Source organism: Facklamia sp. P12932 (genome assembly GCF_050409545.1).
Taxonomy (GTDB): Bacteria; Bacillota; Bacilli; order Lactobacillales; family Aerococcaceae; genus Facklamia.
The window spans coordinates 52,940-71,175 of sequence record NZ_JBNUPG010000008.1 but is presented as its reverse complement, the minus strand read 5'-3'; the positions used below and the strand labels follow the sequence as shown (position 1 = coordinate 71,175).

Below are 18,236 nucleotides of genomic sequence, written 5' to 3'. Positions count from 1 at the left end.
AGGAATGGGGACACTGGGAAATCGATACTGTGGTAGGTCCGCATGGTGAAGAGGACCCTGCCTTATTGACGTTGGTTGAACGACACTCACGCTTTGAGTGGCTTATTTTGATTAAGAATCAGACAAGTCAGGTCGTTTATCAAGCGATCACTCAACTCATGAACTCCCTAGGAGAGTAAGCTGAGCGACTCTTTAAGACTCTTACAAGTGATAACGGTTCAGAATTCAGCTCACTCACAAAAGCCGTCTCCTCTGTAGCTGAGGTCTACTTCGCTCACCCTTACTCATCTTGGGAGCGTGGCACCAGTGAAAACCAACACCGTCTCGTTCAACGCTATATACCAAAAGGGGAGTCTTTAGCTAGGTATACACAGGTAGATATTGATCGCATTCAACAATGGATGAATGACAGGCCCCGGAAGCTATTAGGTTACGCCACGGCTCACGAAGTGTTTGTTAAGGCGTGGAAGAATGAACAGAAAACAGCTTGACGTGAGGGCTTGACAAGGAGCCTCCTTCGCCATGGTTTCCTAGCGTAAACGCCAGATAAACCGCTCAGCCCATCAGGCTACCATGGCTCAGCTCCTTATCAAACCCTCACAGAAAGATTAAACAGCTACACGGATCATTGAACTCACACTTCTCATGGGCGAGGACTCCTTTGTACTAGGTGGCTAAGTTGTATTTGCAATTTATATCTAAATAACAATTATAGTACGCGTCATAAGCAACATCTCTATTTTTAGTTTGCGTCTTGGTCGCGTATAAGGAACACCAGTGTATTTTCATATTTTTATAGAAAATGTGCATTGATAGGCGTTGTGTACCCTGCATCTGCTATTAAATAAGTCGGATTAAAAGAAGGGATTTTTTCAAATAAGAAGGGGAAAGCCAGTGTATCGTAGGTATTTCCTGAATGGACACTATAAGCTAATACCCATCCCCTTGCGATCGCAAGCTGTTTGAATAGTATAGGCAAAAACTTGGCCATGGTCCCCTTTATGAAACCACCCTACCTCCGGATCATTGGGACTGATTGTTTGGGACTTTGTTAAGGTCTCCTTTTTTGTGTTTTTTAGCGACTTTTTTCTATGAATCATCCGATCTGCTTGAACAGCTTCCAGCATTTCATCTGCCAACCATTTGGCTTGTACCGGCACTTCTTCGTTGGTATATTTTCGGCCATTCGCACAAGCTTTGACGTGAGTACATCCATAAAAACTGCTTGGGTATCGACTACTCCTGCCTCCAAACACTGCGTGAGTATCTGGCTAAAGATCTGTTGGGCGATACTTGTTCCTTCAAAACGCCACTTGTAATTCTTTCCAAAGGTTGAAAAATGGGGCACTGAATCCGTGAGAGATAATCCTAAGAACCAGCGATAAGCAACATTCACTTGAATTTCTTGAATGGTTTGGCGCATGCTTGGAATACCTTAGAGATGTTGAATGATGAGATTTTGATAAGCGTAATCGGATCAAAACTTGGACGTCCACTATCCAAACAATAGACATCTTCTACTACAGCATAGTTGAATGAAAAATCTATAGGGCGATCAATTTTTCTCAGAAGATGGTCTTCAAGAACGAGTTCTTCAAGGGCATGAAAAGCGATCTGATTACGTGCTTCAAATGTTTTACTATCGGCATTGACTGACATCATGGAAATCACCCATTTTCTCTTTATTATACATATAAAAGCCCTCTAAATCACTATAAGTTGTGATCTAGAGGGTTTTATCTACATACTGATATCTCCCTAACGGAAGATGTTTAAGTATAAATGATATTCATATAATAAAAATAGGTGCATCATTTATTTACGTTTTGGTCCCAAATATTCTGAATCATCAAAGCCTAAAATTACTGAAAAAAGTGGGAATCCGAAAAGAAGCCCGAGACCATATCCAACACCCTTTCCAAACACTTTTGCTAAGTCTAAACAAAACATGATGATAAAATAGATATTTGCTAGCGGAACTAATAGCCATAACACTTTCCATCCATTACCGTATACAATTTTAAATTGAATATATAGTTGATAAATAGGGATCAGTGACTTCCACCCAGCTTCACCAGCCTTTTCAAAAAGTTTCCACATACCTACAATAAAAATAATTACAAATACCATGTATAGTATACTTGAAAAACCGTCTGACATATTTCCCATTTACTCACTCTCCTTCTTATATTTTTTAAGTGTACTATATAAAATTAAAAATAACAAATAAAATTTAAAAACAAAAAACACCTTCCAATAAAGGAAAGTGTCTTGAATATCTGCTGTAATAATGATTGGTACTCGATTCCTGCGGAATCTCCGTCCCATAGCACATTCGTAAGGGAACAAGTTCGCAACGACTGTCCTAACGTTTTGAGAAATATCAAGAGGATTTTTTAGTAACTCTAATCCATTGTAATACATATATATCAATATTTTTGAAATTGATATATATATATAAATGCTTCGAAAAGGATTAAAATTGACATAATTTGAACCAATTTACACCAAAATTACAGATGCTAGTTGAATACTGCTTTATTTAAAGTTATCTCTATTTTATTGATTTTATTTTCACTTCAATTAATACATAATGTATACATGAAAGTTATTGATAATCTGTTGGTGTGTCAAATAAACTTCGATAAAAGGTTAGTCTAGCTATTACATAAACAAAAAGTACAATTAATCAGTGACAAGCTAATGCTAGCTTGAAATCTCCTGAATCAATTGCAAAAGACTCAGACAAGCCAAAAGAACAGGACAAAATTGAAATGAAAGTTTCATCAGCTAACAATCACTTATCATCTATCTTTTGAAAATACAGTATAATTGATATAAACGTACAGAAAAGTATTAAAAAAACTCTACCGTTCTAACTGGCAGATTTATTTTTAATTAGTTTACAAGCTTTTCTATAAAGTCGTTTCTAAATCTTTCTTTCAATTCAGCAGTTTCTGAATAAAATTTAATTCCTAATAAACGAACTTCTTCATTTTCAATTAAAACTTCTACATCGTCTCTTTCTCCAAGTGAAGATAAAAAATCTTCTTTCCATTTATCTTGAAGCCTTAAATGATCTCCTTTTGGTTCTAAAAATATTTGATAGGTACACCTTTCATCTTGAAGATATAATAAAAAGTCTGGCATGAATCCTCTCGTTCCATTGATCTCAACTATCTTTACTTTGCGTTCATTTCTTATGAGATAAACTTCATTATATTTTTCTTTTAATTGTATTATATAATCATTAATGAAATTTATAAATGAGTTTTCCAAAGAGTTTACAATCGCTTTATCATAAATAAACCAATCATGATCTCTCATATTTCGAGGCTGTACTAATTCATCTATGTCTGAAATTCCTTGATTAACTTTGTTTAATTCAATTTGATAATCATTAATTAATTTTGAAAATTGTACGCCTTCAAAGACTGGTGTCCCACGATTTTTCATATAGTTGAGTCGGATCTTTTTCTCCATGGATTCAAAAAAGCTTTCTACCATTTCAAGTTTTGTGATTGGATTTAAATCCACTATTTCAGTTTCAGAAGGTAAAGAAACATATAGAGTTAATTCGCCTAAAAAATCCTTGCTCTCTATAAAGGTTTTCATACTTGAAATGGAAGGCATATAATTTTTCAGATTACTATAATGAAAAAAAGGTCGTCTCTGAATGGCTTTTTGAATATACTTTTCTTCAACCTTCCAGCTGACTTCATGAGTTTGAGTGGCTACTTTATGTGAGATTTTGCTTCCATATTTCTGTTCAATCGCCATTTCAAACGGTATGTCAAAGACAGTTGAAACATTGTACTTTTCTAAATTGTTATAATCTTCTGCTGTTGTTTCGATTAATTTATTGATATAGATCTTTCCATGTTTAAAAATAGGATTCTTTTTAAAAGAAGGTTTAACCTTCGCTTCTAAATGTTGGTATTTATCTTCTTTTACTTGAATATTAGCTGATTTTAAAGACTTTTCTAGATTTTTAATATAGGCATTGTCATTAATTGTATGATAGTGAAGCGACTCGATCACTCTTAATTCAGAATCTTCTCCTCCAAAATCAAAGCGTCTGGTGTAAGAATGTTTATCTTTATATTCAAAAGGATAATATCTCGCACCACGACCGATTAGTTGTGCTTCACTGTCTGTTGTTGCCTTTGTTTTGGTTGCTCCTTCACTAATGCGGACAATATCAAAGAGATTAAGGACGTCCCAACCTTCATTCAGCCTTGCAACGGCAAAAATCACACGAATAGGGTTATTGGCTTCTTCTAAACTGTTTAAAATCAACGCATTTTCTTCGGATAAAAAATCTCTATCGTTTGCATTTAAAAGATTTCCTTCTGCAAAATCCCATTTTAAGTCCTGAACCACTTGATGTAGATCTATTTTTTTATAATAAGCGAACATACTGCTCCAAATACTTCGTTGGTGCTTATAGATAGCATAACCCTTTTCTATCACTTCTTTTAATTCTTCTGGCTCTAAGCCTTTAATTAGATCAATAAACTTCTCTTGAGCATTTTGAGAGTTTTTAATCAGGTTTGATTTAAAAAATATAATCGGTTTTAAATCTATACCATGATCTCTTGCGACATATTTTCTATACTGACTTAATAAAACACTGTTTAACATCTTATTTTTATCTTCTTCATCAGCTCTAAGTAACATGACATTCTTTGAATAACCATCTCTCATAAATTGTCTTAAATCATACTGATAAACAATTTTATCTCGATACTTTTCAAATAAAACATCCTTCGTTAAATCAATCGTTGCAGTATATTCTAGTAATCTATTAGATGGATTAAGTTTTAATAGCCTGCTAACTGTATTTTCCCATGTTCTTTCCTCTTGCTCTTGTGTGTTTAATTTTCTTTTATCTCTACGAGTCCATGAGTTAATATGATGAGCTTCATCAGCTAATAAAACTAATTCTATATCTTCCAATCCTTCAAAGGTTAATGAATTTTCTTTTGGCTCTGTTAAATCTAAATGAAGCTTTTGTATGGTTGTTAGTTTTAAATAAATTGTATGAGGATCTGGTAAGGTCGGAAATACATCAACGATCTTTATATCAATGTGATTTCCATCAATAACAATTCCTTTTTTTCTAAATAAATATTTTAAAGAATTGGTATTTGTTAAGTTGTCTTGAGTTTTTTTTATAATAGCGTCACTATTTACGAAAAATATAAAATTCTGCTTATTATGCTCTTTGTATAAATAAAGAATATTTGAAGCTAATACCATAGTTTTTCCTGATCCAGTTGCCATATGAAAAAGTAAGTGATTAGAATATATATCAGCTTGCTCTATCTCTTGTGTGAAAATAAACTGTGATAAAGCGTGTTCTTGATAAGGTCTTAATGTATGACTTAAATTATCTGATACATAATCAGGCACTTCTGGGGGTGGAGATGAAAAAATACTATTAAACTTCTCTACAATCTGCTTGTGTAAGATCTCATTACTCATCTTTTACACCTTCTCTTTGATAGAAATAATGATTAAAAGTTTTAACATCTTCTGGTATAGCGTACTGTTCATCTTCCATTTCAGAATAACTTAAATACAGTTGATTCATATCTAACACCTTGATTAATACTTCTTTCTTTTCTTCTAAAGATAGATTGTTATAGGTTTCATTTTTTGAAGATACTTTCTCTAAATCTACTTTGAAATTTAAAAAAGCACTTTCTTTCATAGTGGAGAGCACCTTTTCTAATTCTGCCTCACTGCTAGCCTGTTGAATATCTTTTACATATCTTTCATTCAAGCTTGCTAATTCAACATAAACAAAGCTTCCTCCACCTTTCCAATCCACATCTTCAGAAATACCACCTTGTTCACCTTCAATTACCTTCTGTAAACGTGGTACGGATACTGTATTTATATAATCCATCTGTTCAACACCTATATATTGTCTATTCATTTTATGGGCGACTGCTTGTGTCGTTCCGGATCCCATAAAAAAATCTAAAACAATATCATTTTCGTTTGTTACAGCTCTTATGAAGAATGCAATTAGAGATTCTGGCTTTGAATATCTAAAGTTAATGCCCAGCTTATTTAAATGAGTATTAGAATCCTCATATACACCTACTCCTATAGTTTTTTCTAAATATACTTCATCTATAAATTTCTCAGGTGAAACTTGACTAGCTTCTAGTTTTTGATACCTTATAGAAAATGTTTTTGTTTTTATTAAAAAATAAGTACCTTCTGAAATTTCTCTGTCTAAATTTTCTTGTCCCCATTTAAATTCTCCTTTAATTTTTATAGAATTCTTATTTTTACCATTTTCTACAATAAGATTTTCTATCAATTCAACTCTTCCATAAATACCTGCTTCATAAATTCCATCAGGTATATTGAAAAATATGGTTCCTTTTGGGAATTTGAGAATGTTATAATTATTTCCTCTATTAAGTAATGGAGCATCATCATTTTCACTTGTTTTACCTATCCATTTTTTATCAACTTGATAAGTTTTTTCATAAGCATGTATAAATTCAATATCACTCCTACTTTTTTTACCAAGAGTGTTGGCATTATCTGAATTTTTCCATATGAATGTTTCTATGTAATTATTTTTACCAAAAACATCATCCATCAAAAGCTTTAAATAAGCTTGTCCATCATTACCTGTTGAAATAAAGATTGCTCCATCATCTGCTAATAAATCTTTTGCTATCTCCAGTCTATTTTTCATAAATGTTAGCCATGTAGATAATTTGAAGTTTGAATTATAATTAAATGTATCTGAAGCCTTAGTTTTTTCAAAAAAATATGGGGGATCTATATATATTAATTTTACTTTTCCTTCATACCTTTCTTTTAATGTATTTAATGCTATTAAGTTATTCCCTTTAATAATAAAATTATCTTTATCATTAAACTCATTAATATTATATTCCCCATTTTTATCATATTTCTTTATATTTGTAAGTATTTTTGGAGATAACAAAGTATCAATTTCTTCTTTTGCTAGTACATTATGATAATATATTTCTTTCTTTCCTTGTTCTTCTTTTGTCATTCCACCTTCTAAAATAGAATCTTTATGAGGAAAATCTAAAACCACATCTGTATTATAATTTAAGTATTTACCCTCACTTGTTAATCCAATTTCATTAGAATATTTTGTATAGCTATTTTCCCAATAATTTTTATATCGCAACATACTAATGAATTCTTCAATTTTAAAGATATTAGTAGATTCTAAAGTAATTGAGTATGTATCTTTTACTAATTTATTTGATAAAAGTGCTTCTATTAATTCTTGATCATATGATCTAAAATCTTCAACGACTCTATTTCTTAACAAAACATCTTCTTCCCAGTATTTCGGGAAAGTTAAAAGCACTTCTTTAATTTGCTTCAATAAAGCTGTCTCTTCATGATTTTTTGTCATCTTTTATAAACCTCCTTTATGATTTTCATCAATATACACCAGAATGTCCATTGAATTGGTTCATATTTAACTTTTATTCTAAAACATCCAAAAGTTTAGTATCATTAATATCATGTACTTCACATGCATGTTCTTCGTCAAAATACACTTCCTCAAAAATTTTTTTTAAAATGGGTTCATACTTTTCAAAAATTCTTTTCCGTAAATCATTAATAATTGGGTCTTCTTTTTCCTTTTCCTGATAATTAAAATACATACTAGCGATATATATATCATTTATTTCTTGTAAAAAATCCCTGAATTTCGAATCAACTAATAGAACTACATCGTCCCCATTGTGCGTCTCTCTTGTCGTCATTTTAAAAACTTTATTTAGAGATTGCAAAACTTCAACCAACGTATCTCTCTCATTAATTATATCCTTTTTGCAGTACAACCAATCTAAGGTTACATCAAATTTATTAGATATTTCTAAAGCTTGTTCTATTGGTATCTGTCTATCACCCTCATATTTCTTTATTGTTGAAAGAGATAAGTTCAATTCTTCAGCTAGCTGCTCTTGAGTTAAATTCTTCATCATTCTCAACTTTTTTAAGTTATTATCCATAAATTCCTCCAACATTTTTTGAAAGTACACAAACAGTATACCTTCGTATTAATTATTTGTAAACTTGCTTTATAAATGTATTCCTCAAAATACTATTTATCTCTTATTTATTTTAAAATTTTCCTTAGACTTGTAAGTAAGTTAGCGCTAACTTAATAATTTGAAAAAAGAGGTTTTAAATATGCCAATTGCAAATGCATGGGTTTTCATTGAAAATAAGTTTAAAGCAGAAGAGTTTTTAAAGAATACACACAATCTCTATCGTTTGGTATCACAGCGACCTTACATTAGTAAAAAAAGTCCCGATGAGAGTGGAGTAACTTTAACCCTGTTAATAACTAAAGATGAGACGGATTATGGTATTGATAAAAAAAGTGGGTTGAAACGTGAAACCAATTCTTTAAATACGTTTGATGTTACCATACTGAATAATAAAACTTCAGTTAATATACATAAGGGGGAATATGTAAAGCTCGTCAATTACATTCCTGAAAAATCTTTTATTATAGATTTTGATTTAATTCTTCGATTCGAGAATGTGGAGAAAGTTAATGTTAAACATAAATAAAAATATTAGCACGAAGAGAATTCAAAATGGTATCTATTTGTTTATTGCAGTGATATGTTTCATTGCAATGACCTTATTTATCTGTCTAATTGATTATTTTTTTAAATTAGATATATCACGATATACTACACCTTATTTAATATCTATTATATGTTCAATCAGCTTAGTACAAATACTAATTTGGTGCGTGAGAAATAAAGTGCATAAAGGCATAAAGTATGCCTTTATGCACTATAATATGGTGCTTAATTTGAGAAGAGCTTTTTTAGATTCCCATTATTTTAATACGAGATATTATTTCAATAAAAAAATTGCTCTTCTTCCAAAAATTAAAATTGACTTCAGCAACGATTTTTTCACTGGAAAACTATATATCGAAAATATTCACATGAATAAAGATATAAGAACGAGTGATCTATCTGTTGCACTAAATAAATATGTTGTAGAAAGAAGTTATCTATCTCATGATGAAAATTATTATGTGTTCAATATTTTTAACAGTAAAATTAATCGACAACTTATTTTTAGAAGTTTAGATGAATTACGAGAATATGTTATAAAAGTTGAAGAACGATATTTAGTCATAGATAAATTCACTAAAATACCAATACATAGTTCTCTATTTGTTGGACAAACAGGTTCAGGAAAAACATATGCATTGTATTCTTTAATTCTTCAAATGCAACTTAAAAAAGATAAATATAGTCTTTATTTCGTAGACCCTAAAAATTCAAGTTTATCTGTCCTAGGTGAAAGAATATCTGCTCAAAATACTGCTTCAAACTTTGATGATATCGTTGATTTATTAAAGAAATTTATTGATTTAATGACTCTATCTAAAATTGAATTAAAAGAAAAACTGAATTCGAAACTTGAAGCTACGTATATAGATTTTGGTTACCCATCACACATTTTTATTTTTGATGAATTTGCAAGCTTTCAATCTCAATTGCAATCAAAGGAAAAGAAAAAGCGTGACGAAGTAATGTCTTTAATTTCACAAGTAGTTTTAGAAGGACGTCAGATCGGGTTTTTTATTTGGTTTGTTATGCAAAAATCAGATTCAAACTTAATACCCACTTATATTCGTGAAAATCTTCCAGTAAAGTTTGTTATAGGAAATGCTGAAAAGCAAACATATATAACAGCTTTTGGACCAGGTATTGATATTAAAGAAAAGGATTTCCAATTAGGTGAAGGACTTTTCATTTGTCCTTTAATTGCTAATCAACCAAAACTTTGTCATTTCAGTTATTTAGATTTCGATATATTAAAAGCTATAGAATATTTCAATGAGTAAGCGGGGGTTATGTAATAACCCCCGCTCCATAAGAAACAAATCTTTCTATAAAAGTTTTTATATCAGTTTTTACGAACTTAAAAGGAGTGATAATTTGCTAGATGTTCAAATTGATGAATTTACATTAGTTTTACAAGCTAAGAAAAGACCAACTTCAATTGATGAATGGACAATGATAGCACAAACTTTAATAAGTGAATTCATTAGATTGTCAGATGTTGAATCAGTACTTGGAGAATTAGACTACTCTACGAATTCACTTCCTAATGGTTATAATCAGGGACTACTTTGTAACGATGCGCCATACTATTTTGCAATTGCCTTTCATACAGACTTCATTCAAATGGGGGTTTGCATAAAATTTTCTGCACATGCTTGGATGAGGTACAGAGAACAATATACAGTATTATTTGGGCAATCAATACAATTACATGAACTGCTGCTTAATGTAGATCGAACAGATTTATATACATCTAGACTATCAAGAATTGATATTGCTATTGATTTTATTAATGAAAGTATTTCTGTGGACACTATTTATAATCAGATATCAAAAGGGAATCACATTGTGAAAACTGCTTCTGGGAGAAGGAATTTATCTGATTTATCAGCTTTAACAAAAAATAATAAGACTTCTACCTTTTATTTGGGATCTCGGAGTAAAAATATAAGAGCCTTATTGCGAGTATACGATAAGAAAAAAGAACAAGTAGAAACAATGGGAACTCGCTATAAAGAGGCTATTCAATATAATAATTGGATAAGATTCGAAGCAGTTTTTAAAGGTTCTTATGCTCATGACATATCGGATGAACTAAAGAGTATAAAAAGCGATGTAGAATTAAAGAACTTACTTGTATCTGCATTAACGGATCGGTATCAGTTTTATTCTGCAAAGTCTAACAAACTAACAGCATATAGTAAAAGTATGCTTAATTTACTTGATACAAAATCCTTTATGTTCAATTCTCCGTCACCTCGAATAAATCTATTAGAACAATCTCAACAGCATATTTTAAATGGTTCTGGATTGTTTCCTTATTTATTTAAAATTCAACATATATGGGGGGAGAAAGGATTAAAAGATTGTTTAACTTTTCTTCATAATGAGTTTAACTATTATGAACCAAATAATGATGTTTTATTGTGGCTCAAAAAGTATTCCTCTTTCTATAAACAACAAGGTTATCCATTTAACTAATCATTATTTCATTTAAAAGGAGATGATATTTTGAAAGTTAATACAAATACAAATGTACTTCCATACCTATTAACTCGTGAACAAGCATCTCGTTTTTTAGGTGTAGATCCTAAATCTTTCGACAAGTATGTAAGATCACACGATTCTCTTGAACGATTTATGGTAGGTAGACAAGAACGTTACACCAAAAAATCACTGATTAAATTTATTGAATCTCAATCTATCTAACAATTAACAGTTGATAATATGTTAGTTACAGAATACAATACATGTGTATTCAACTAGCATTTATCAACTTTTTTATGAAAGGAATTGATAGCATGGCTAGTATTGTAAAGAGAGGAAAATCTTATAGGGCTCAAGTTTCTTTGTATAAGCACGGACATCACAAAAAGCTAACTCAAACATTTTCAACTAAGAAAGAAGCCACTCTTTGGGCTTTAGAGATGGAATTAGCAAAAGGCGAAGGTAAGGAACTAGCATACAGAACCACTACATTTGCTGACTTCTTTGAGAGTTGGATTTATCTGGTGAAGGTAAACGATGTGAAAGAAACAACATTTCAAAACTATGTTCGTACCTTAGGTGTCATTAGAACTTTATTTAATGATATTCAGTTAAAAGATTTAAATGATATCGTTGTTCAGAAGAAAATTGATGAATACGCAAAAACTCATTCACGAAAAACAACACATGAAGTATTGCTAAAAATCAAAACATCTTTACGTGATGCCTATGCTCGTGGTTATATTCCAAACGACTTTGCACACTTAGTAAAAACACGTGGAGTAAATCCACCTAAACGAAACAAAGCATTGTCAATTACAGACTTTAAAAAGCTTCGTAACTACTTGTTACAGCATCCAAAAGATGAGTTTCACTTACTTGTGTTATTAGCATTAGAAACCGGTATGCGCCGTGGAGAACTGTTAGCAATACGACCGGATAATCTTTATGAATATGGAATTAAAGTTAGATACTCTATCAGGCCTACCTCAGATGATACTTCATTAAAAACCCAAAATGCAAAACGAGATATATCTATTAATAAAGAGGTATATGATCTAATTATTAACATTCCGGTTAAAGAAAATGGCTATATTTTTGATTTCAATAGTTTTCATCAGTCTAAACTCCTGTCTAAATTATTAGAAGAATTAAATATAGAAAAAACAACTTTCCACGGTTTAAGAGACACACACGCATCATTCTTATTTGCTCAGGATATCGATATTGCCTATGTGTCCCAACGTCTAGGACACGTGAATATTCAAACTACTCAAAATTACTATTTGCAATTAATGCCAGAAAAAAAGCACCAGCAAGATGCCGATGCTTTAAATCTGTTAAATTCTTTATAAGGTTTAAGCTAATTTGAACCAACTTGAACCCAAAAAACAATGTAATTGTTGATATAACAAAGAATTGATTAACGTTTTGAGAATTGAGAAGCTTTACGAGCTTTCTTAAGACCTGGTTTTTTACGTTCTACCATACGAGGGTCACGTGTTAGAAGTCCAGCTGATTTTAATGCAGGACGGAAGTCTGGATCGACGTTTAATAATGCACGTGCGATTCCGTGACGAATGGCACCTGATTGACCAGAGAAGCCTCCACCTTTTACGTTCACAATAACATCATAAGATCCTAAAGTTTCAGTAGCGTTGAATGGTTGGTTGATTACTTCGTGTAAGTGAGCAAATGGAATGTATTCTTCCAAAGGCTTACCATTCACAGTGAATTCACCAGTTCCTGGTACTAAGCGTACGCGTGCTGATGAGTTTTTACGACGACCTGTTCCTAAGTATTGTACTGTAGCCATTTAATCCCTCCTTATATTAATGTATTGATGTCTAATTTTTTAGGTTGTTGAGCGGCATGGTTATGCTCTGAACCTTCATAGACAAAAAGTTTAGTGAATTGTTTGCGACCTAAACGGTTGTCTGGTAACATTCCTTTTACTGAACGTTCGATTAAGCGTGTAGGTTTCTTGTCGCGCATTTCACCTGCTGTAGTGACACGCATTCCACCAGGATGTCCTGAGTAATTATAATATTTCTTGTCTGTTGCTTTTTTACCAGTTAAGGCAATTTTTTCAGCATTAATTACGATTACAAAGTCACCTGTATCCACATGTGGGGTATAGGTGGGTTTATTTTTTCCGCGTAAGATTGATGCAACAACAGTTGAAAGGCGTCCCAATGGGATATCTGTGGCATCTAATAATACCCAGTTGCGTTCAACTTCGTTCTTTTTAGCCATATATGTTTGACGCACGTTGTTTTCCTCCAATATTTGTCTAGTTGTTTACGGTTACGATGAGTTTCCGGGGCTCATGTGTGGGGTAAACAATACCGTCAACTATTATATTCCTTATTAACCCCTAATGTCAAGCGATTTTCTCACACTGCTTCAAATTTATTTTGCTTTCGATCAACAGTCATTTGCCTTCATGGTATAATCATTTCAAAGGAAGTGAAATTTATGAAAGCTCAAGAAAGACGCCAAGCCATTTTAGCATTCTTAAAAGAACAAAGCGAAGCGATAACGGCCAATGAGTTAGCTAGTCGTTATCAAGTCAGTCGTCAGGTAATTGTTGGAGATATTGCTTTATTACGTGCCCATCATAAAGTAGAAATTTTAGCCACTAATCAGGGATATTTAATTCCTTCTTCCCCGATTAACAATACTGCTACTAAGGGGTATACGGGGGTGATTGTTTGTCGTCATGATGATAGTCAAATGCGGCTAGAGTTAGAAACAATATTAGCCTATCAGGGTAAAGTGCTTGATGTGCAAATAGAGCATCCGGTTTATGGTTTATTGTCTGCTGCCCTTCATATTCATTCGCAAGCTGATCTTGAAGCCTTTCTAGAACGTATGGCAACTTATGAAGGTGAAATGTTAGCATCCTTAACGGATGGTATTCATTCACATACCATACAGGTGCCTAGTCTAAAAGAATTTAAGCTAATCGAAAATGCTTTGTCACAAGAAAAAATCCTCTATGTATAGACAGGTGTCTTGACACCATTATAGATTGTTGTTAAACTGCTTTTATAGTAAATTTTTTGGAGGTTCTTATGTCTCAAACTACTCGCTTATCTAAAACACGCCAATTGACGTTCGCTAGCTTACTCACAGCAATTGGTATTATCATACCAATGGTTATGCCACTTAAAATTGTGATTCCTCCTGCTTCTTATACTTTGGCTAGTCATGTGGCAATTTTTATGGCCATGTTTATTTCGCCTTTTACAGCTGTTTTAGTAAGTTTAGGTACTAGTCTGGGATTTCAATTAGCTGGCTTTCCTATGATTATTGTTGCAAGAGCTGCTTCGCACGTTGTATTTGCTTTTGTTGGCGCTAAAATGCTTCAACAAAAACCGCAATGGTTAGCAACAAGTCGCAATAAATGGACGTTTTCTTTCATCATCAACTTAATTCATGCGGTTGCTGAAGTATTCGTCGTCTATGTGATCACCCAAGCTGGTTTTAGCCAAGCCAGTGAAAACTTCTTATATGTTTTAATTGTTCTAGTGGGTGGAGGAACTCTTATCCACGGCATGGTTGATTATTTCTTAAGTGATTATTTCGCTAAACAATTAGCAACACGAGCTAAAATTCCTGTCTATCCAATGGTATAGTAAATTCTATATACTAAAAGGCAAGTGGAAACACTTTGCCTTTTATTTTTTTCCTATGATACAATCAAAACAAATGCCTAGCGAGGAGGAAAATGATGAATCGCCCTGATGTTATTGTTATTGGTGGAGGCACTAGCGGAATGATGGCAGCAATCCACGCTGGCATGAATGGCGCGCGTGTGCTGTTACTTGAAAAAAATTATAAATTAGGACGCAAATTAATTCTTACCGGAGGAGGCCGCTGTAATGTCACCAATCGTTCACCTCGTGAAGTATTCATTGATCATATTCCAGGTAATGGTAAGTTTCTTTATTCTGTATTAGAACAATTTGATTCACAAGATATAATCGATTTTTTTCAAACACGAGGTGTTCGATTAAAAGAAGAAGATCATGGGCGGATGTTCCCCATTTCGGACTCTGCGCGCACCATTCGCGACTGTTTAATTAATGAGATGAAACATTATGCCATTGAAGTAATTGCTGGTGAACCTGTTGAAGAAGTTCTGTATAATCAAGAAACAGCTTCTGTTAGAGGTGTTCAAACCAGCAAAGCGACATATACTGCCAAAGCTGTCATCTTAGCCTCAGGCGGCAAGGCCTATCCTCGCACCGGTTCGACGGGAGATGGCTATCGATGGGCTAAAGACGCTGGTCACAGTTTGACGGATTTTTATGCCACTGAAGTCCCCTTATTATCCAACGATTCCTTTGTTCAAGACAAGTCATTACAAGGTATTTCATTGAGGGACGTTAATGTCAAAGTACTAGATAAAAAAGGGAAAACAATTGTTTCCCATCAAATGGATATGATTTTTACCCACTTTGGTTATTCAGGACCAGCTATTTTAAGATGCTCCGGCCATGTCAATTTATACCTTAAAGAAAGCCAAGAAAAAATTGCGAATCTAACCATTGATCTTATCCCATATATTTCATATGAAGAGCTCAAGAAACTGGCAGAAGAACAAAGAGAAAAGCAAGTTGATAACATTCTGCGCCAATGGTTACCTGACAAACTAAATGGCTTGATTCAAAAACAAGTAAGAATCCAAGAAAAGTCAGCTTATAAGCAAGTCAACCATTCTATTCAAGAAGCGCTGTGGAAACGAGTCAAAGCTTTTCCACTCACTGTTTATGGCAGTCAACCACTTGAAAAAAGTTTTGTAACGGGTGGAGGGGTTAACTTAAAAGAAATCACCCCTCAAACCATGGCGTCTAAATTAATGAAAGGCCTCTATTTCTGTGGTGAAATCATTGACATTAATGGATATACAGGTGGCTATAACATTACAGCTGCTTTTGCAACAGGTGCTGTTTCTGGACAACACGCGGCTTGGTTCAGTCTTTCTTCGTAAAGAGTTTATATTTTTCATTGCAATAAAAAACATCGCAGCCAAGGCTTGCGATGTTTTTGTCTTTATCTTTTTTTATTCAGCACTTGTTTCTTCAGTACTCTCAGCGTCGCTATCCTTATCTTCATCTTCTAATTCAAAAGCTTTCGGATTCGATACAATTAACACGCCATTTACAACCATTGATTCAGCTGGTAAATCGTTCCACTGTCTCAATTGGTCAATACTTACTTCATACTTGTCTGCTAAAACTTCGAGTGTCTCGCCAGGAGCTACTTGATGGTAGTCTACCCATGGATTAGTGACAGCAATTTCTTCACCAATATAGACCACGTTGTCAAGTAAACCGTTCCATTCACGAAGCGCTTCAACCGAAACTTCGAATTGATTCGCTATACTTTCTAAGGAATCTTCTTCAGTCACCTTATAAATACTCGGTGCCTTTTCAGAATGAGAAAGGGTTAATTCTGTTCCTTGCTCAATTTCTTTACCTTCTTCTAATTCGCTCCATTCAATAATTTGAGCTTCTGTTACTGGGTAAACCTCTAATAAGTCTTGAATTCTTTCGTCTTCCATTAAAGTATGCTTAATTGGATAAATTTCTTCTAATGGGCGAGCTTGTTTAAAGACTGTAATCGCTTGGCTTGGATCCTTCAAGTAAAGAATATCTCCTACTTCAATCGCATCATTTAAGAGGCCGTTCCATTGGCGTAAATCATTTTCATTAATGTCATTAGCCTTTGCAATATCAGCCAATTTTTCCCCTTCAGTCACTTCATGAGTCGGCAAGTCAATACTTTCAGGATCTAGCGCCTTGGTTCTCGGATCAGTGAGTTTATCTTCATCTTTTTGTAAAGTTTTAGGTTTGCGAATATTCACTTCGCGCGGCTCCTTTTTAAGAGTCTTTGGTTTTTCATTATTAATACCTAGCCCATCGCTTTGTGGTTGAGAATCACTGGATGTATCTAGCGTGGTGGTTAATTGATTACCTGTTGAGTTATTAGAAGTTGTGTTAGTTTGACTTGGTACATAATTGGAGCCTGAGCTTGGTAAATAAATCACTTCACCAGGGTAGATCATGGTATCTGTTCGACCATTAAAAGCCATCAGTTGACGGCCAGTCATACCATAGGCTTGAGCAATAGTATCAAAGTTGTCCCCCGCCACAACCGTGTAAGCATTGGATGAGTAAGACGGTTGACTTGGACGGTTGGGATTTGTAAGATCAGTTGATCCGTTAGATGTTACTGCTAGTTTATCTCCCGGATAGATTAAATCTGAAACTAAGCCGTTCCATGCCACTAACTGATTAACAGTCACACCATATCTTAAAGCAATGGTATAAAGGCTATCGCCTTTATTAACAACATACGAACCTTGATTGTTGGATCCTTGATTAGATCCCCCAGGTGTTACAGAAGTAGTTCCTCCATCAGCTACTGCTAATAAGTCCCCTACATCAATAAAGTCGGAGGACAGCCCGTTCATAGCCTTTAACTGACTAACCGTTAAGCCGTAGGCATTAGCAATTTTATAAAGACTGTCGCCTTTTTGAACCACATAAGTGGCTGGATCTTCTTTCACTACCGGTGGCTGACTTGGTTGATCTGTTGTATTTGAACCATTTAAAGCTAAACGATCACCTACATCTATATAGTTACCTGTGAGACCATTAAAAGATCGTAATTGATCGACGGATAAACCGAATTTATTTGCAATGGAATAGAGGGTATCCCCTTTTTTTACGACATAATAACCTGCCTCCTCTTGATTACTACTTTTGTCTCCTCCATCCATACTCACAATCAATTGAGCACCTATATCGATAGTTGTACTTGATAAGCCATTTAAAGCCATTAAGTCTTGTTCAGACAAACCATATTTACGAGCTATGCTATAAATCGTATCGCCTTTTTCGACCACATGGGTGGTATTGGCTGATGCTTGAGTCAAGCCCATTAAAGTGATAACAGACAAGCAAATAGCCGATTTATTGATCAGCTGTTGAATTGTTTTCTTCATCTATGAGAACCCCCTTTTTTTAATAGTTTTGTTTAGTAACTATAGTATAACATGACCCAATAAGCAGGCAAAGTTATTCTAGCGGAAATCATTTTAGATTCATACTTTTG

The 18,236-nt window shown here is 33.6% G+C and carries 17 protein-coding genes and 2 pseudogenes; 9 read left to right on the top strand and 10 right to left on the bottom strand.

The window, feature by feature from the left end; translation table 11 throughout:
- Nucleotides 1-197: 197 nt before the first annotated feature.
- Nucleotides 198-491 (top strand): annotated as a pseudogene (locus ACQV2P_RS05130) (IS30 family transposase); the annotation flags it as partial.
- A 432-nt stretch (nt 492-923) separates the two neighbouring features.
- On the opposite strand, the gene ACQV2P_RS05125 reads toward ACQV2P_RS05130, so the two are convergent.
- The 7 genes and pseudogenes from ACQV2P_RS05125 to ACQV2P_RS05095 all read right to left on the bottom strand — a co-directional run bounded on the left by ACQV2P_RS05125 (nt 924) and on the right by ACQV2P_RS05095 (nt 8,033).
- Nucleotides 924-1,256: a hypothetical protein gene (locus tag ACQV2P_RS05125; RefSeq protein ID WP_428874027.1), complete on the bottom strand. Its 333-nt coding sequence runs from the start codon at nt 1,254-1,256 to the stop codon at nt 924-926.
- A 68-nt stretch (nt 1,257-1,324) separates the two neighbouring features.
- Nucleotides 1,325-1,423: pseudogene (locus tag ACQV2P_RS05120) on the bottom strand (transposase); the annotation flags it as partial.
- A complete protein-coding gene (locus ACQV2P_RS05115; RefSeq protein WP_428882420.1) occupies nt 1,393-1,671 on the bottom strand; it encodes a hypothetical protein in 279 nt (92 codons plus the stop codon). The pseudogene ACQV2P_RS05120 and the gene ACQV2P_RS05115, both read right to left, overlap by 31 nt.
- 144 nt (nt 1,672-1,815) lie before the next feature.
- The gene (locus ACQV2P_RS05110) at nt 1,816-2,169 is read right to left on the bottom strand and encodes a DUF5684 domain-containing protein (RefSeq protein ID WP_428874019.1); all 354 of its coding nucleotides are present in this window, start codon (nt 2,167-2,169) and stop codon (nt 1,816-1,818) included.
- A 729-nt stretch (nt 2,170-2,898) separates the two neighbouring features.
- Complete coding sequence (locus tag ACQV2P_RS05105; RefSeq protein WP_428894706.1) at nt 2,899-5,487, bottom strand: DEAD/DEAH box helicase family protein; 2,589 nt, start codon at nt 5,485-5,487, stop codon at nt 2,899-2,901.
- Entirely contained in the window at nt 5,480-7,426 is a 1,947-nt protein-coding gene (locus ACQV2P_RS05100) for a DNA methyltransferase (protein WP_428894705.1), read from the bottom strand. The genes ACQV2P_RS05105 and ACQV2P_RS05100 overlap by 8 nt, the downstream gene beginning before the upstream one ends.
- A 73-nt stretch (nt 7,427-7,499) precedes the next feature.
- Nucleotides 7,500-8,033: a helix-turn-helix domain-containing protein gene (locus ACQV2P_RS05095; RefSeq protein ID WP_428894704.1), complete on the bottom strand. Its 534-nt coding sequence runs from the start codon at nt 8,031-8,033 to the stop codon at nt 7,500-7,502.
- Nucleotides 8,034-8,214: 181 nt separating this feature from the next.
- Between ACQV2P_RS05095 and ACQV2P_RS05090 the strand changes: the two genes are divergently transcribed.
- The 5 genes from ACQV2P_RS05090 (at nt 8,215) to ACQV2P_RS05070 (ending at nt 12,463) form a co-directional block, all read left to right on the top strand.
- Nucleotides 8,215-8,601, top strand: a complete 387-nt coding sequence (locus ACQV2P_RS05090; RefSeq protein WP_428894703.1) for a hypothetical protein — start codon at nt 8,215-8,217, stop codon at nt 8,599-8,601.
- A complete protein-coding gene (locus ACQV2P_RS05085) occupies nt 8,585-9,901 on the top strand; it encodes an FtsK/SpoIIIE domain-containing protein (RefSeq protein WP_428894702.1) in 1,317 nt (438 codons plus the stop codon). The genes ACQV2P_RS05090 and ACQV2P_RS05085 overlap by 17 nt, the downstream gene beginning before the upstream one ends.
- Before the next feature lie 94 nt (nt 9,902-9,995).
- Nucleotides 9,996-11,102, top strand: a complete 1,107-nt coding sequence (locus ACQV2P_RS05080) for a replication initiation factor domain-containing protein (protein ID WP_428894701.1) — start codon at nt 9,996-9,998, stop codon at nt 11,100-11,102.
- Between the two features lie 30 nt (nt 11,103-11,132).
- Nucleotides 11,133-11,330 (top strand): helix-turn-helix domain-containing protein, encoded by a 198-nt coding sequence (locus ACQV2P_RS05075; protein WP_428894700.1) that lies wholly within the window; start codon nt 11,133-11,135, stop codon nt 11,328-11,330.
- Between the two features lie 92 nt (nt 11,331-11,422).
- Entirely contained in the window at nt 11,423-12,463 is a 1,041-nt protein-coding gene (locus ACQV2P_RS05070) for a tyrosine-type recombinase/integrase (RefSeq protein ID WP_428894699.1), read from the top strand.
- A gap of 68 nt (nt 12,464-12,531) precedes the next feature.
- On the opposite strand, the gene rpsI is transcribed toward ACQV2P_RS05070, so the two are convergent.
- Both rpsI and rplM read right to left on the bottom strand, forming a co-directional pair.
- Complete coding sequence (gene rpsI / locus ACQV2P_RS05065; protein WP_090289633.1) at nt 12,532-12,924, bottom strand: 30S ribosomal protein S9; 393 nt, start codon at nt 12,922-12,924, stop codon at nt 12,532-12,534.
- A gap of 11 nt (nt 12,925-12,935) precedes the next feature.
- Nucleotides 12,936-13,379, bottom strand: a complete 444-nt coding sequence (gene rplM / locus ACQV2P_RS05060; RefSeq protein ID WP_428874018.1) for a 50S ribosomal protein L13 — start codon at nt 13,377-13,379, stop codon at nt 12,936-12,938.
- Between the two features lie 207 nt (nt 13,380-13,586).
- Here rplM and ACQV2P_RS05055 point away from each other — a divergent pair, with 207 nt between their 5' ends.
- The 3 genes from ACQV2P_RS05055 to ACQV2P_RS05045 all read left to right on the top strand — a co-directional run bounded on the left by ACQV2P_RS05055 (nt 13,587) and on the right by ACQV2P_RS05045 (nt 16,107).
- On the top strand, nt 13,587-14,117 hold the full coding sequence (locus ACQV2P_RS05055) for a 3H domain-containing protein (protein ID WP_428874017.1): 531 nt from the start codon (nt 13,587-13,589) through the stop codon (nt 14,115-14,117).
- A 68-nt stretch (nt 14,118-14,185) separates the two neighbouring features.
- Nucleotides 14,186-14,749, top strand: a complete 564-nt coding sequence (locus ACQV2P_RS05050; protein WP_428875142.1) for a hypothetical protein — start codon at nt 14,186-14,188, stop codon at nt 14,747-14,749.
- A 95-nt stretch (nt 14,750-14,844) separates the two neighbouring features.
- A complete protein-coding gene (locus ACQV2P_RS05045; protein ID WP_428894698.1) occupies nt 14,845-16,107 on the top strand; it encodes an NAD(P)/FAD-dependent oxidoreductase in 1,263 nt (420 codons plus the stop codon).
- A 72-nt stretch (nt 16,108-16,179) separates the two neighbouring features.
- Here ACQV2P_RS05045 and ACQV2P_RS05040 read toward each other — a convergent pair whose 3' ends face one another.
- On the bottom strand, nt 16,180-18,126 hold the full coding sequence (locus ACQV2P_RS05040) for a LysM peptidoglycan-binding domain-containing protein (RefSeq protein WP_428894697.1): 1,947 nt from the start codon (nt 18,124-18,126) through the stop codon (nt 16,180-16,182).
- Nucleotides 18,127-18,236 lie beyond the last annotated feature (110 nt).

Bases quoted from the DNA above. Each gene is read 5' to 3' on its own strand.
- ACQV2P_RS05110 (WP_428874019.1), bottom strand. From the start codon at position 2,169: ATGGGAAATATGTCAGACGGTTTTTCAAGTATACTATACATGGTATTT.
- ACQV2P_RS05105 (WP_428894706.1), bottom strand. From the start codon at position 5,487: ATGAGTAATGAGATCTTACACAAGCAGATTGTAGAGAAGTTTAATAGT.
- ACQV2P_RS05100 (WP_428894705.1), bottom strand. From the start codon at position 7,426: ATGACAAAAAATCATGAAGAGACAGCTTTATTGAAGCAAATTAAAGAA.
- ACQV2P_RS05095 (WP_428894704.1), bottom strand. From the start codon at position 8,033: ATGGATAATAACTTAAAAAAGTTGAGAATGATGAAGAATTTAACTCAA.
- ACQV2P_RS05090 (WP_428894703.1), top strand. From the start codon at position 8,215: ATGCCAATTGCAAATGCATGGGTTTTCATTGAAAATAAGTTTAAAGCA.
- ACQV2P_RS05085 (WP_428894702.1), top strand. From the start codon at position 8,585: ATGTTAAACATAAATAAAAATATTAGCACGAAGAGAATTCAAAATGGT.
- ACQV2P_RS05070 (WP_428894699.1), top strand. From the start codon at position 11,423: ATGGCTAGTATTGTAAAGAGAGGAAAATCTTATAGGGCTCAAGTTTCT.
- rpsI (WP_090289633.1), bottom strand. From the start codon at position 12,924: ATGGCTACAGTACAATACTTAGGAACAGGTCGTCGTAAAAACTCATCA.
- ACQV2P_RS05055 (WP_428874017.1), top strand. From the start codon at position 13,587: ATGAAAGCTCAAGAAAGACGCCAAGCCATTTTAGCATTCTTAAAAGAA.
- ACQV2P_RS05050 (WP_428875142.1), top strand. From the start codon at position 14,186: ATGTCTCAAACTACTCGCTTATCTAAAACACGCCAATTGACGTTCGCT.
- ACQV2P_RS05045 (WP_428894698.1), top strand. From the start codon at position 14,845: ATGAATCGCCCTGATGTTATTGTTATTGGTGGAGGCACTAGCGGAATG.
- ACQV2P_RS05040 (WP_428894697.1), bottom strand. From the start codon at position 18,126: ATGAAGAAAACAATTCAACAGCTGATCAATAAATCGGCTATTTGCTTG.